This window comes from Psychrobacter sp. KH172YL61 (assembly GCF_007182895.1).
Taxonomy (GTDB): Bacteria; Pseudomonadota; Gammaproteobacteria; order Pseudomonadales; family Moraxellaceae; genus Psychrobacter; species Psychrobacter pacificensis.
In genome coordinates, this window is sequence record NZ_AP019516.1 from 1,375,971 (window position 1) to 1,389,100 (window position 13,130).

Genomic DNA, 13,130 nt, shown 5'->3' on the forward strand with positions numbered 1-13,130 from the left:
TCATTAGCTTTCACTTTAAAAAAAATATTAAGGACAGTAAAATTGAGAGTCAATAAATATGGTTTAAAAGATACTATATCCTCTTTAGTGAAAAGAGAAGTTAGGCAGCGCTGTGGGTTTGGTTGTGTTAACTGTGGTAACGCCGTATATCAATATGAACATCTTGATCCTACTTTTGCTGAAGCAAAGGAACACAATCCTGAACATATTGTTTTGTTGTGTGGAGGCTGCCATGATCGAGTCACTAGAAAAATTCTATCTAAAGACACTATCAAAATGCGATCTTTAAATCCTATTTGTAATCAGAAAGGATTTTCTTTTGGTCCCTTTTGATCTTGGTCTTGTAGAACCTACTATAAAATTAGGCACCTTGATATGTAAAAATGTAGATTCTTTAATTAATATTGATGGTGAAAGTATTTTCTCTGTGAAAAGACCTGAGTGCACAGGATCACCCTTTAGAATTAACGCCTATCTTACAAATTTTGATGGTAAAGAAATACTGAAGATTGTAAATAATGAATGGGTTACTTCTACATTAAATTGGGACGTTGAAGTTATTGGAGCAAAAATTACGATTCGAAAAAACTCAGGAAATATTTCTCTAGTATTGAGGTCAGAGGCTCCTCACACCCTAATTATCGAAAGACTTGAAATGATGCATCATGGAGTAAAGATTAGCTGTCGAGAAAATGAAGACTTAAAAGTAGTGACTCGAAGTGGTCAAGTTTTGAGCTCTTCATCTATGAGTATATCAGGTTGCAAGGTGGGGTTGGATATATTGGAACACTCGCTTTCAGTAGGTGTTGGCGGTGGTTGTGTGGAAATAAGTAATATGGAAATTAGTTATCAATCTGCAATTAATCGTTACCCTGTACCTTTTAATGAAGTGAAAAAACTATAAAAAAAGAAAAGATAGGTCGTAACCAACAGTGTCCATGTGGTAGTGGTAAAAAATATAAAAGGTGTTGTGGAATTATATAGTCCAGAGTTTCAGGATATTTATATTGCATTTGATCTTAGGATAAAAATGATGAGCAATGTTTGATCAAGCCTAGTTGCATTGGTTCGTATAGTGAGTCTATATTTTTAAACTATAAATTTTGCTATATTGACCAAAAATCAAGGTATAACCTACAGATCACTAGCCCAATTTAAAGGTTGTGCTTCTAGCAATCAATAATGAACCAAACAATCCATCACCCCTTCACTAGGATTATATTCTCGTAGCGCCGCAATACGGTCATCAAGTGTGGGGTGTGAGCGGAATAAGTTGGCAATACTAAAGCCTTGCGTTTGTCCAGACGAGATTGCAAATGCTTTCATACTCTCAGGCATTTGATCTGGTCGCTGTGCAGAAGGACGCAGAGCATCAAGCGCACTGATCATTTTTTCGCGGCTGGCAAGTTTGGCCCCCATTTGATCCGCACGGAATTCACGTAAGCGTGAAAACCACATCACGATGGCAGACGCCAAAAACCCAAGCAAAATATCCATCACAATACTGGTGATAAAGTAACCGATACCTGGGCGATCACTGGTGTTTTTAAACACAGTACGGTCCACGAAGCTACCGACAATGCGCGCAAAGAACATCACAAACGCATTGACCACGCCTTGAATGAGGGCAAGGGTTACCATATCACCGTTGGCTACATGACCAATCTCATGCGCCAATACCGCTTCGACTTCATCTTGATTCATATTCTGTAGTAGACCAGAGGATACCGCTACCAGCGCTTTATTCTTATTCCAGCCAGTCGCAAAAGCATTTGGCTGCGAGTTATTAAAAATACCAACCTCAGGCATACCGATGTTTACCGCTTGCGCTTGTTTTGCCACTGTATCGACCAGCCATTGCTCAGTTGGGTTGCGTGCAGATTCTATTACCACCGTACCCGTGGATTTTTTGGCCATCCATTTTGACAGAAATAGCGAAATCATTGAGCCGACCATACCGTAGATACCGCACATAACTGCAAGGCTGACATAATCTAGCCCACCTGCCGTATATACACCGCCAATCCCAAAAATCTGGATAGTATCCCAAACACAATGCTAAAGACCACGATCACGGCCAAGTTGGTCAATAAAAACAATCCAATACGCATCATGACGCTAATTTCCTATTTAAAGTGTTGGTATGGCCTAGATAGGCGGTTATCTAAGAGGTTTGTTTGCCATGATAGATTTTACTGGGGTTTTGTGTGTCATACTATTTCAATATTGTCAAAATGCTAAAATAATTATGTTGTCCTAGCTATAGTGAGATTTTTTGAGACAATTAGCGAACTAGGTATATATTAGCTCGTTGCCAAGACTGGTTAGCTACAGTACAACATCACCGAAACTATTGCCTATTGATCTAAGTATTAAGTTTTGGTCAACTATTTCTTATTTTGATTTCTCGGAAGATAATGATGACCAAGATTAATCTTTAAAAAATTATAAAAATGCGAACATCTCATGCAACTAGAAATAAATATTATAGACGCCTTCACTGACACTTTGTTTAAAGGCAATTCCGCAGCGGTTATTGTGACAGATACATGGTTAGATGATGCTTTGATGCAGTCTATTGCGTCTGAAAATAACTTGTCTGAGACCGCTTTTATTGTTGCTGATGGCATAGGTGTTTATCATATTCGTTGGTTCTCACCATTGACCGAAATTGACTTCTGTGGTCATGCGACTTTAGCCGCTGCCTATGTATTGTTTAATAAAAATTCAAACGTACAGTCGATTAACTTTTCAGCCAAAGCGGTTGGTATTTTGACAGTCGCAAAAACGGATTCTGGCAAAATGCAAATGGATTTTCCCAATAGAATGCCTGAAAGAATCGATGAGATTCCTGATAGTTTATTAGCAGGTCTATCCATTGTGCCTGCTGAAGTCTATCGTAATACTCAAGCGTATTTCGTCATCTATGATGCTGAATCCGATGTGCTGAATGTCGTGCGTGATAATGAAAAGTTGAAGCAGCTATAGCGCCTTATGATGTAGTGGTAACTTGTCAGGCAACCTCAGAGAAGTATCATGATTATGATTTTATCTCTAGATACTTTTGGCCAGCAAATAGTCGCGGCGGTGTGCTTGACTGTACCGTGGCAGACGATAGAGTGCTTATTTCTGGCAATGCTGTATCATATTTGACTGGATTTATCACCGTTGAGGAGTAGGTAAGTTTGACAGAATTAAAGACCGTTAGCCTGTTTGCGCTGACCGCATTGGCTGAGATTGCAGGGTGTTATTTGCCTTATCTATGGTTACGAGAAGGTAAATCTATCTGGCTATTAATACCTGGCGCGCTGAGTTTGATCGCGTTTGTCTGGCTGCTGTCATTACATCCGACTGCTGCAGGTAGGGTCTATGCGGCCTATGGTGGCGTATATATTTGTATGGCGATTTTATGGTTATGGACGGTCAATGGGATACGACCAACCGTGTGGGACATAGTGGGCTCAGTAGTTGCACTATTAGGAATGGCGATTATTATGTTTGCGCCGCGCAGTGCCTAAAAAAACGAGTGGCCAACTAAAAAATACCAATCAAACCACTAGGTCAGATTGGCATATTGATACGAAAAATATTAATGTTTACCTAAAATACTACCGTTGTCGTCTTTCTTCGCTTGTTTGGCCGCTTTCTTTTCTTTGGCGGTCAGAAGCGGATTCTTTTGACATTCTTCTTACTGTCTTGACTTTGCTCATGGTAATTCCTTTGTAGATAACGCATACAACCTGCTAAGCCAATTGGGCTGACTTAAGGTAAGTATGGTGACGACTAACATACATAGCCGCTTACCCAATTGAGTATAAGTTTAAGCGTTGGTAATAGATAGCACTCGCACAATTCGCCTACGATTCAGTTCTCTTGTTTCTTTCCTTTAGCGAAATCATTGCTTTAGCCAAGTTATGCGCTAATCGATTCGTTCAATTAATCATGGTATTCATAAGTGCTTACTTACGGATACATGGCGATTTGCTATAATTAGCCATAAACCGATTCATAAACGCGGCAAACTCTTATTTATTGACATTTAGCACCACTGTGCTCACTGTTTTGGTCACCTTATTATGCGTATACGTAAACTATTCAAATTTGAAAACGCTCACATCGTTCGCAACTGTAGCTCTGAGCGCTGCAAACACTCCATCCATGGTCACAGCTATCAGATTGAGCTGATTTTAGAAGCCACACGTTTAGATCACGGGCAAATGGTTTATGACTTTGGGCTACTAAAATCTTCGATCAAAGACATTATCGACAGCTTTGATCATGCCATTTGTTTTTGGAACAAAGACGATCCTGAATATGTCGCAGCGTGCAAGAAATTTAGCGCACGTTGGATCAGCCTACCAGTATCTCCGTCAGCAGAGCAGTTTTCACGGGTGATTTTCTTTTGGGCGCAAGAAATACTGCGCCAGACGCAAATGCAAAATGGTGAGGCGGATGTCAGTGTGTATTCAGTGATTGCTCATGAAACGGCAACAGGTTATGCGCAGTGTTTTGCTGATGATGTGGCAAACGAGCAAATGGGTAAGCTGGTTTTAGAGGATTTCGAATTTAGTGAACAAGTTCGTGCTGAGTGGACGGACTCTGATCTGTATGCCAAGCTGATTCGCGGTGAAAGCTTCACCAACCCAACGGTGACTATGCAGGTACAGCCAGAGCAAGCACAGGCAGGTTCAGACTGATGCATAATGATCAATCAATAGAAAACAGTGACAGCGTGCAAACTTTGATACTGAACTCTGAGCAAGACACTCAGTTATTGGCTAAGCAACTGGCAGCATTGCCGCTGACGGGTAGTGTGTGGCTGGCAGGGGGATTTGGGCGCAGGTAAAACCACTTTAACGCGTTACTGGTTGCATGCTCTCGGTCATACTGGTGCGGTAAAAAGCCCAACGTATACCTTGGTTGAGCCTTATAGCATTGAGCAAAGCAATGGCACGACTAAGCCAGTTTATCATGCAGATTTATATCGTCTCCAAGATCCAGAAGAGCTGTCTTTTATTGGCTTTGATGAGTATTTAGATGAGCCTGAAGCGCTCGTTATCATTGAATGGGCGAGCCGTGCTGATGGTTATCTACCGATGCCAACTTTGTTTATCGATATTACGCAAGTTGAAAACGATGATAAAGGTAATGAAGCACGCCAAGTGCACTTAAGAGTATCAAAAGCAGGCCAAGCGCAAGGTCTGGATTTATCAAAACTTAATATCTAAATCACACCACTTGCCATTCTTTTAAAATATGACATCTATCAATGCCAGATAACCACCACAACACCCGTATCAAAACTATCGCCGCTGCTGATTAATCAACTAGCAGCAGGTGAGGTCGTGACACGTCCAGCAGCGGTCGTCAAAGAGCTGCTCGAAAATGCCATTGATGCAGGTGCCACCGATATTGAGATACGTATTACTCAAGGTGGTATGGGCATGATTGAAGTGGTGGATAACGGTGTGGGTATTCATCCTGATGATATGGTGATGGCGATTACTCGTCATGCGACTAGCAAAGTCGCCGATGTTGCGAACTTGCACGGCATTACGACGTTGGGTTTTCGTGGTGAAGCGTTAGCGGCGATGGCTGCTGTGTCTCGTTTGAGCTTAACTAGCAGTCATGATGATAGTGGTATTGGTCGTCAATTGCAGGTGGCTGGAGTATTAGATGATACACCGAAGCTCATACCAGTCGTTCATAATCGCGGCACAACAATCATAGTCAAAGACTTATATTTCAATGTGCCTGCCCGCCGGGGTAATTTAAAATCTATTGCCACTGAATTTGGCCACATCGAGACCATCGTCCGTGAAGTCGCACTGGCGCGAGCTGATGTCGCACTGACACTTTTCATGACAATAAAAAGCGGTTATCATTGTCTGCAAATGCTACAAACGTTAACGATAATGATGCTAACCGTCTACCGTTGCCGCGTTTAGAACAAGCGACTGGTATGCCATTAACGGACAATGCGCTAGCAGTATCGATAGATCTATCGAGTCTTGTGCAGTCGTCTGTAGCGTACGGCGATAGCACGGTTAATCAGGCAGCAATCAGTGGCTGGTTATGGCCGATGACTGATGAGCAGATAGCATTGCCAAAGCTAATTTATGTGAATGGCAGGCTGGTAAAAGAAGCATTGATTAGCAATCAAATGCGTCAACTGGCTCAGAGTGCTCAGCTAGCAGGTATGGGGTATGCGCTTTATTTTGAGTTGCCAACCCAATGGCTCAATGTCAATGTACATCCATCAAAGCAGCGTATCAAAATCAGTCCGCTAAACAATATCATGGCTCACTTAAGCCATACGATTCGTTCACAGCTAAAAATAGTCAATGCTACGCCAAAGGTTGCTAGCCCCGATAATCCAGAAGTGTCAAAAAAAGACGTCTCTGTAGATACTTTGTCTGACACACATTTGCCCAATGATATGCCTATAGATCACACAAGACAGAGCAGACAAGTGCAAGCTCCTAGGCAGTCATATCAATCTGCCTCAAGCAAATCATTTCCAGATAAATCACTAGCTCAAGAACCAGCACCATCTTATGTCGATGAGCCGTTACAGCAAAGTCGCCATACTTCGTATCGTTCATCCGAAGCGCCTACAGTTTCATCCTTACCAATCTGCTTGGATATTATTAATGATGCAGAGGCTCTTGTTATCGATTCAACCGCAACTGATAAAAACCTACCTTGGCTCTTATTTTATCATCAAGGGCAATGTCTATTAATAAGTACTAAAGACTGGCAGTCAAAGGTAAGCCAGTTGTTTGAATCATCTATATTTAGCAATAAGGTATTTAAAAAGATAAAATGTCAAACAGTGCTATGGAGATCAATCATCAGCTTACAACAGTAAGCTCGCAAATGACTGCACAAGACTCAGCAGTTTTTGTCGCAGATCTCGCTGATATACTGACAAGAAATGCGATCAAAATCTTAGACAGTCATCGTTTAGTCACACTAATGTTATCTTCTACATCCGAATAAATATCAAGCTGACTACTATTTTAGCCAACTACATATTGAGAAAGGCAATTCTATGCAATATTCGTCTGATAGCGTCTCTACTAATCTGTCGGATAATAGTGTCGTGTGTCTGATGGCACCCACTGCCAGCGGAAAAACAGCATTAGCATATGAATTATACGATACAGGCCGTTTTGAACTGATTTCTGTGGATTCAGCACTGATATATCGCGATATGAATATTGGTACGGCAAAACCAACAGCAGATGAATTAACGCGTTATCCGCATCATTTGGTTGATATTATTGATCCCATGCAAAGCTATAGTGTTGCTGAGTTTGTTGATGATGTAGCACGTCTTATTGATGAGTGTCATGAGCGCAAAAAGATACCGCTGTTAGTAGGTGGCACCATGATGTATTACATGGCGCTACTCGATGGCCTGTCTCCCGTACCTGATAGCGATGACAGCGTACGTGCACGCGTAGAACAATGGCGTCAAGAGGAAGGTATCAGTGCTTTATATGATTATCTTGGCAATGTTGACTCAGTTAGCCATCAGCGTTTGAATGCGACGGATACTCAGCGCATTACTCGGGCAATTGAGGTTTATTTGCAGACAGATAGGCCCATAAGCGACTGGCAGCGTGAGCCAAAACAAGCTTTGGCCCATCATCCAGAACAGCAGTGGCATGCATTGTCAGTGATACCAGACCGCCCGTGGTTACATGCGCGTATCGAACAGCGCCTTGATATCATGTGGCAAGAAGGGTTAGTGGCAGAGGTTGTTGGCTTACTTGAGAAGTACCCGCTGACCCCTAATATGCCGTCGATGCGCTGTGTGGGTTATCGCCAAGTATTGGAATATCTCGTTCGTACGCAGCATCCAGTATTGGATAAAACCCATTTGGACAAAGCGCAATTTTATGAAGCCTTCGCAGACTCTAAAAGCCTAATGGCCATAAATAAGATACAAGGAGAGGGCGTTTACACAAATGCTCAGCCAGATGTATCCTATGCTGAGACCGAAGCGCTTGCTTGTCAGGAAATGCAAAATAAGTCATTATATGCCACAAGGCAGCTAGCAAAACGCCAATATACATGGCTTAGAAAAGTTGCTCAATTGCCTGATGCTGTATCTGAGTTTGATGATGCGGTCCCCAAAGGGATGGTGCTAAAAAACTTTTACAACAATGGCACAAGCAAGAGATTATCTTTTTGAAAACATGCTTTTATCTTATTAACGTGCGTCTTACTTTACGTTTTCAAAGCACGTTATTGATATATAAATAAAGAATCACAATTAGTTTCAAAAATTAGCATGGATAGCTGTTATAATTTGAGATTACTACAGATATAGTAGCCGTCAAATACAGTTGTCTTGGTAGTAGATAGCTATTAACTTTTACAGAAAAAACGCTTGATGAAACAAGTAGTTACTTAATTATTTACAATAATAACGTATTCGCGATAAAGTGGAATAACTTAAGAACAATGAATATTTATTTAGATACGTTTTATAAAGAAAACATATTATTGTATCTACCTTTTAGCCACTATAATTAAATTGACACTTAGAATAATTGGCACTCAAAACATAACTATATAATATTTAGGAGAGATTTCATGTCAAAAGGACAAACTTTACAAGATCCATTCTTGAATTCGCTGCGCAAAGATCGCATTCCTGTCTCTATTTTTTTTGGTTAACGGTATCAAGCTGCAGGGCCAAATTGAATCGTTCGATCAATATGTTGTACTCCTCAAAAATACAGTCAGTCAGATGGTATATAAACATGCCATCTCAACCGTAGTGCCAGCTCGTAACCCGCGTAGTAGTACAACCACTACAGGTACTGGCGCTCAACCTCAAGGCTTAGCGCAAACTGGCTATCAAGGTGGTGGCTTTGAGCGTGGCAGCAATCCTGCTGCGGGTGGTTTTGAAGAGCGTGGTTTTGCCTCTAGTCGTAGTGGATTTAATCGCGGAGGGTTTAGTCAAGGTCAAGAACGTGGCTTTGAGCGTGGTAGCTTTGGACAAGGTCAGGAACGCGGTTTTGAGCGCGGCGGCTTTGGACAGGATCGTGGTTTTGATGCATCGACAGACGGTACGGGCTTTGAAGAAAAGCCGGACAACGGATCGAATGATACCAATAGTTAATTAGCTGCACGCATTGAGTGTATTATCCAACTATACATTAAAAGACATGATTTATACGATTAAGACCTGCTAACATAGTGGGTTTTTTTTATATAAATAAGCAGATAGTTACTGTAAAAAATAATGGCTGTCTCCATTATATAAATGGTAGGCCATTATTAATATGAAACAGAGTATAGTAAAATACTAGGTTGATTCATTATAAAAATAGAGCAGATCCATGAGCGATACTACAACTGATTTGACCCATGAGCAATTTATCACAACGGCTATTGACGCGATTAATACTGAGATATCTGCATTAGCATTGTTGACAGAGCAGATAGATGACAGGTTTGCACAAGCATGTGACGTTATTTTGGCTTGTCAGGGTCGAGTGGTAGTAACGGGCATGGGTAAATCAGGATTGATTGGACGTAAAATAGCAGCGACTTTTGCCCTCGACGGGTACGCCTGCTTTTTTTATGCATCCTGGTGAGGCAGGTCATGGCGATTTGGGCATGCTGGTCAAAGGTGATGTACTGCTTGCTATCTCGAACTCTGGTGAATCCGATGAGATTAAGATGCTACTGCCAGTGGTCAAACGCTTACACATCCCCTCTAATTAGTATCAGCCGAGATAAACGCGGTATGCTGCCACGAGCGGCTGATATTGTTTTGACCCTTGGCCACTCACAAGAGGCTTGTCCGCTCAATCTTGCCCCTACATCGAGTACAACGGCTACCTTAGCGTTAGGGGATGCTCTAGCGGTCGCCTTGGTACATGCTCGTAACTTCACTTCTGAGGACTTTGCATTATCGCATCCAGCGGGCGCATTAGGTCGTCAACTATTGACGCGTGTCGAAGATTTAATGCATACCAAGTCAGAAGACTTACCCTTGATTCACCAACAAGCACCGCTACAGCAAGCACTATTTACGATGTCTGCTGGACGCTTAGGGATGACCGTGGTGACGGATGATAGTGATAAAGTCGTTGGCGTATTTACAGATGGTGACTTACGCCGTGGTCTTGAAAAAGGTATTGATCTACAAACGCCGATGAATGAGGTAATGGTCAGTAACCCACGCCATATCAGTAAAACAATGCGCGCATCGGATGCCTTGAGTGTCATGAATGAAAATGGTATCAGTCAATTACTAATTATTGATGATGAAGATCGTTTAGAAGCAGTCATCACGGTTCATGATCTATTACAAGCTGGTGTAAAGTAATTCATTAATAGTTGATAGAACGATTGGTTTTTCATATAAAATAGTTAGAAAAATATTCGTCAAAAGAGACAAATAATGCAAGATTTAATAAAAAAAGCCGGACAAGTAAAGCTATTGATCATGGATGTCGATGGGATTTTATCTAATGGTCAAATTATCTACGACGCAAATGGTATCGAAACCAAAGCGTTTTCAGTACAGGATGGCGTCGGTGTTAAGTCTCTAGCGCGTTATGGCATTTTAACTGCTATTATTACTGGGCGTAGCAGCGCTATGGTTGATAAACGTGCAACAGAAATGGGTGTCAATCATGTGGTACAAGGACGGGATGATAAGCTCATTGCACTAAAAGAGTTATTATCGTCTCTTGACCCTGCGCTCAATATTACTGCTGCCGACTGCGCTTATATGGGTGATGACTTGCCAGATATTAAAGCGATGCAAACGGTAGGGTTTGCAGCAACCGTACCCAATGCACACGCGGAAGTCATAAAACGCAGTGATATGGTCACCACTCGAGCAGGTGGTACCGGCGCAGTACGTGAAGTATGTGATCTCATCTTAAAGGGGTACGGACATTATCAAGACTTTATTGCACATTATACGCTTGATGAAACTCAAGCTCAGGATGAACTGTCGTGAATACACGTGTTCTCATTATATTAGCGTTGATTATTGCTGGTATTGCGGGCTGGTTTTTCCAGCAACAAGGGGATGTGTCGCCACCAGTCAATATCGAGACGACAGATGTCGATTATGAAGCCACTGATATCAAAGCAGTTCAGACAAATGAGCAAGGTGAAACTGAGTATGAACTTACTGCTGAGTCTTTAACGCATAATCCTGAGACCAATCAGGATGAGATGTCAGGCATCACGATGAATTGGGAGCCGTCAACAGAGCAGCGCTACCGTATTCAAGCAGGTAGTGCAGCCATCAGTCAGCAAACAGGGGAGTTGAGCTTATCAGGTGGCTTTACACTGGTTAGCGAAGGTAATAAAGAGGCGTCTGATATTGAGCCAATCAAAGTGACTGGTAGTACCCTAAAAGGCAATACAAAGTCTGGTCAAGTGTATAGCGATGAGCCCGTCAAAATTGAACAAGGGATGAATCGTTTTGAAGCATCCAGCATGACTGCCAATCTGGAAACGGGTGAATATGAGTTTGGGCAAGTTGCTGTCGCTTTTACGCCCGCTGATCGTCAAGACAAAGCATTATTTTAAACTAGCGTTTTCTACTACATTAAAACAGCAGCCATCATGAAGTTTGCAAATCCTATCAACAATTATGAAACGAGTTATTATATGAAATCTAAATTTTTGCCTACTTTATGCGCATCAATCTGCTCACATAAGCTACGTGTTGTTCCAACGTTTATGTTGTTAGCCCTACCATTGTATGGCCATGCACTGCCATCAGATGCCAATCAGCAAATCAAACTGCTAGCGGACAAGGCCACTTATAGTGAGCGTACTGGCGTCACTAGTTACTCAGGTAATGTCATTATTACTCAAGGCACTTTTAAAATGACTGCGGACAATATCACAGTCAATCTCGCAGCAGCGCAGCATTAATTCAGCGGTAGCGACGGGTCGTCCAGCAACTATGCAGCAGGTTGTGACGCAAGAAAAAGGCTTGGCAAAAGGTCAGGCAAATAAGATTGATTATAACGCGGTATCTGGCATTATCACTCTAACAGGAAATGCCAAGCTGGTTCAGAATGGGGCAAGTTTTGCCGGTAATGTTATTCGTTATAGTCTAAAAGCAGGTGATGTAGAAGCGACCGCTGGTGGTAATCAGCGAGTAGAGTTGGTATTTCCACCAAATAATAATACCAACCAAAGTGGCGTTCGCTAACCTAGCCAACCAAAGCATGAATAGGTTTTTGGTAGTATACGAATATCGTGAAAGCAAGAGTAAGCTATGAGTGACAATAAAAATATAGATTCTTCAGTATCAAATAGCAATACGGCGCCTGTCGCTCGCTTGACTATGCAAAATTTGGGTAAACGTTACGGCAAGCGCTGGGTAGTCAAAGATGTCTCGTTTTCTGTTGAGCAAGGCCAAGTTGTTGGACTGCTAGGCCCGAATGGTGCTGGTAAAACGACCAGTTTTTACATGGTGGTGGGACTGGTCAATATGGATAAGGGCCGTGTCACTCTAGGAAAAATGGATCTGTCTAAATACGCTATGCACGAGCGTGCTCGTGCTGGTATTGGTTATTTGCCGCAAGAAGCGTCGATTTTCCGTAAATTATCTATCGAAGACAATATATTGGCGATTTTGCAGACTCGTACAGAATTAAGTAAAGCTGAGCAGCAGCAAGAGCTTGAAAAGCTGATTGGCGAATTTCATTTAGAACATGTACGTACCTCACTTGGAATGAGTGTGTCAGGCGGCGAGCGTCGTCGCTGTGAAATTGCTCGTGCGCTAGCGGCGGATCCTAAATTTATCTTATTGGATGAGCCATTTGCCGGTGTAGACCCCATTTCTGTTGGCGATATCAAGGATGTTGTTTTGACACTGAAAAATCGTGGTATTGGTGTCTTAATCACTGATCACAATGTTCGTGATACGTTAGCCATCTGTGAAAAGGCTTATATTGTTTCAGAAGGGGCTATCATTGCCGAAGGTACTTCATCGGAAGTCTTAGAAAATGATCTGGTCAAATCTGTTTACTTAGGTAAAGACTTTCAAGTATAGCCCGCTGTGCTAAATCATTTTTACTCATATTCTTATCTACACGAACTGCTGATTTTAGCATTGCAACTAACTG

At 41.9% G+C, this 13,130-nt stretch carries 12 protein-coding genes and 5 pseudogenes; 16 read left to right on the forward strand and 1 reads right to left on the reverse strand.

Annotated features, from left to right (window positions below; all coding sequences use genetic code 11):
• Positions 1 to 42 precede the first annotated feature (42 nt).
• From PKHYL_RS07355 to PKHYL_RS18710, 3 genes are read left to right on the forward strand one after another with little or no spacing between them, the layout of a single operon-like run.
• Complete coding sequence (locus PKHYL_RS07355; RefSeq protein WP_240366379.1) at positions 43 to 333, forward strand: hypothetical protein; 291 nt, start codon at positions 43 to 45, stop codon at positions 331 to 333.
• Entirely contained in the window at positions 320 to 904 is a 585-nt protein-coding gene (locus tag PKHYL_RS07360) for a hypothetical protein (protein WP_240366380.1), read from the forward strand. The genes PKHYL_RS07355 and PKHYL_RS07360 overlap by 14 nt, the downstream gene beginning before the upstream one ends.
• 11 nt (positions 905 to 915) lie before the next feature.
• The gene (locus tag PKHYL_RS18710; RefSeq protein WP_442966149.1) at positions 916 to 984 is read left to right on the forward strand and encodes an SEC-C metal-binding domain-containing protein; all 69 of its coding nucleotides are present in this window, start codon (positions 916 to 918) and stop codon (positions 982 to 984) included.
• Between the two features lie 192 nt (positions 985 to 1,176).
• On the opposite strand, the pseudogene htpX reads toward PKHYL_RS18710, so the two are convergent.
• Positions 1,177 to 2,114 (reverse strand): annotated as a pseudogene (gene htpX, locus PKHYL_RS07365) (protease HtpX).
• Positions 2,115 to 2,466: 352 nt separating this feature from the next.
• Here htpX and PKHYL_RS07370 point away from each other — a divergent pair.
• The 13 genes and pseudogenes from PKHYL_RS07370 (at position 2,467) to lptB (ending at position 13,057) form a co-directional block, all read left to right on the forward strand.
• Positions 2,467 to 2,988: a PhzF family phenazine biosynthesis protein gene (locus PKHYL_RS07370; protein WP_223334195.1), complete on the forward strand. Its 522-nt coding sequence runs from the start codon at positions 2,467 to 2,469 to the stop codon at positions 2,986 to 2,988.
• Positions 2,989 to 3,185: 197 nt separating this feature from the next.
• Complete coding sequence (locus PKHYL_RS07375) at positions 3,186 to 3,518, forward strand: YnfA family protein (protein ID WP_212564458.1); 333 nt, start codon at positions 3,186 to 3,188, stop codon at positions 3,516 to 3,518.
• 558 nt (positions 3,519 to 4,076) lie between these two features.
• Positions 4,077 to 4,697 carry a 6-pyruvoyl trahydropterin synthase family protein gene (locus PKHYL_RS07380; protein ID WP_240366381.1) on the forward strand — a complete coding sequence of 207 codons (621 nt, stop codon included), beginning with the start codon at positions 4,077 to 4,079 and terminating at the stop codon, positions 4,695 to 4,697.
• A pseudogene (gene tsaE / locus PKHYL_RS07385) lies at positions 4,697 to 5,228 on the forward strand (tRNA (adenosine(37)-N6)-threonylcarbamoyltransferase complex ATPase subunit type 1 TsaE). The gene PKHYL_RS07380 and the pseudogene tsaE overlap by 1 nt, the downstream one beginning before the upstream one ends.
• 117 nt (positions 5,229 to 5,345) lie before the next feature.
• A complete protein-coding gene (gene mutL, locus PKHYL_RS07390) occupies positions 5,346 to 5,948 on the forward strand; it encodes a DNA mismatch repair endonuclease MutL (protein ID WP_240366382.1) in 603 nt (200 codons plus the stop codon).
• Positions 5,885 to 6,871, forward strand: coding sequence for a hypothetical protein (locus PKHYL_RS07395; RefSeq protein WP_240366383.1), 987 nt, complete (start codon positions 5,885 to 5,887; stop codon positions 6,869 to 6,871). The genes mutL and PKHYL_RS07395 overlap by 64 nt, the downstream gene beginning before the upstream one ends.
• Before the next feature lie 183 nt (positions 6,872 to 7,054).
• The gene (gene miaA / locus PKHYL_RS07400) at positions 7,055 to 8,203 is read left to right on the forward strand and encodes a tRNA (adenosine(37)-N6)-dimethylallyltransferase MiaA (protein ID WP_240366384.1); all 1,149 of its coding nucleotides are present in this window, start codon (positions 7,055 to 7,057) and stop codon (positions 8,201 to 8,203) included.
• Positions 8,204 to 8,607: 404 nt separating this feature from the next.
• Positions 8,608 to 9,139 (forward strand): annotated as a pseudogene (hfq, locus tag PKHYL_RS07405) (RNA chaperone Hfq).
• Between the two features lie 220 nt (positions 9,140 to 9,359).
• A pseudogene (locus PKHYL_RS07410) lies at positions 9,360 to 10,354 on the forward strand (KpsF/GutQ family sugar-phosphate isomerase).
• Positions 10,355 to 10,429: 75 nt separating this feature from the next.
• Positions 10,430 to 10,996, forward strand: coding sequence for a KdsC family phosphatase (locus PKHYL_RS07415; RefSeq protein ID WP_071001685.1), 567 nt, complete (start codon positions 10,430 to 10,432; stop codon positions 10,994 to 10,996).
• Positions 10,993 to 11,577 carry an LPS export ABC transporter periplasmic protein LptC gene (gene lptC, locus PKHYL_RS07420; RefSeq protein ID WP_058024069.1) on the forward strand — a complete coding sequence of 195 codons (585 nt, stop codon included), beginning with the start codon at positions 10,993 to 10,995 and terminating at the stop codon, positions 11,575 to 11,577. Before PKHYL_RS07415 ends, lptC begins: the two co-directional genes overlap by 4 nt.
• A 153-nt stretch (positions 11,578 to 11,730) precedes the next feature.
• Positions 11,731 to 12,211, forward strand: a pseudogene (gene lptA, locus PKHYL_RS07425) (lipopolysaccharide transport periplasmic protein LptA).
• A 66-nt stretch (positions 12,212 to 12,277) separates the two neighbouring features.
• Positions 12,278 to 13,057 carry an LPS export ABC transporter ATP-binding protein gene (gene lptB, locus PKHYL_RS07430; protein ID WP_071001684.1) on the forward strand — a complete coding sequence of 260 codons (780 nt, stop codon included), beginning with the start codon at positions 12,278 to 12,280 and terminating at the stop codon, positions 13,055 to 13,057.
• Positions 13,058 to 13,130: the final 73 nt, after the last annotated feature.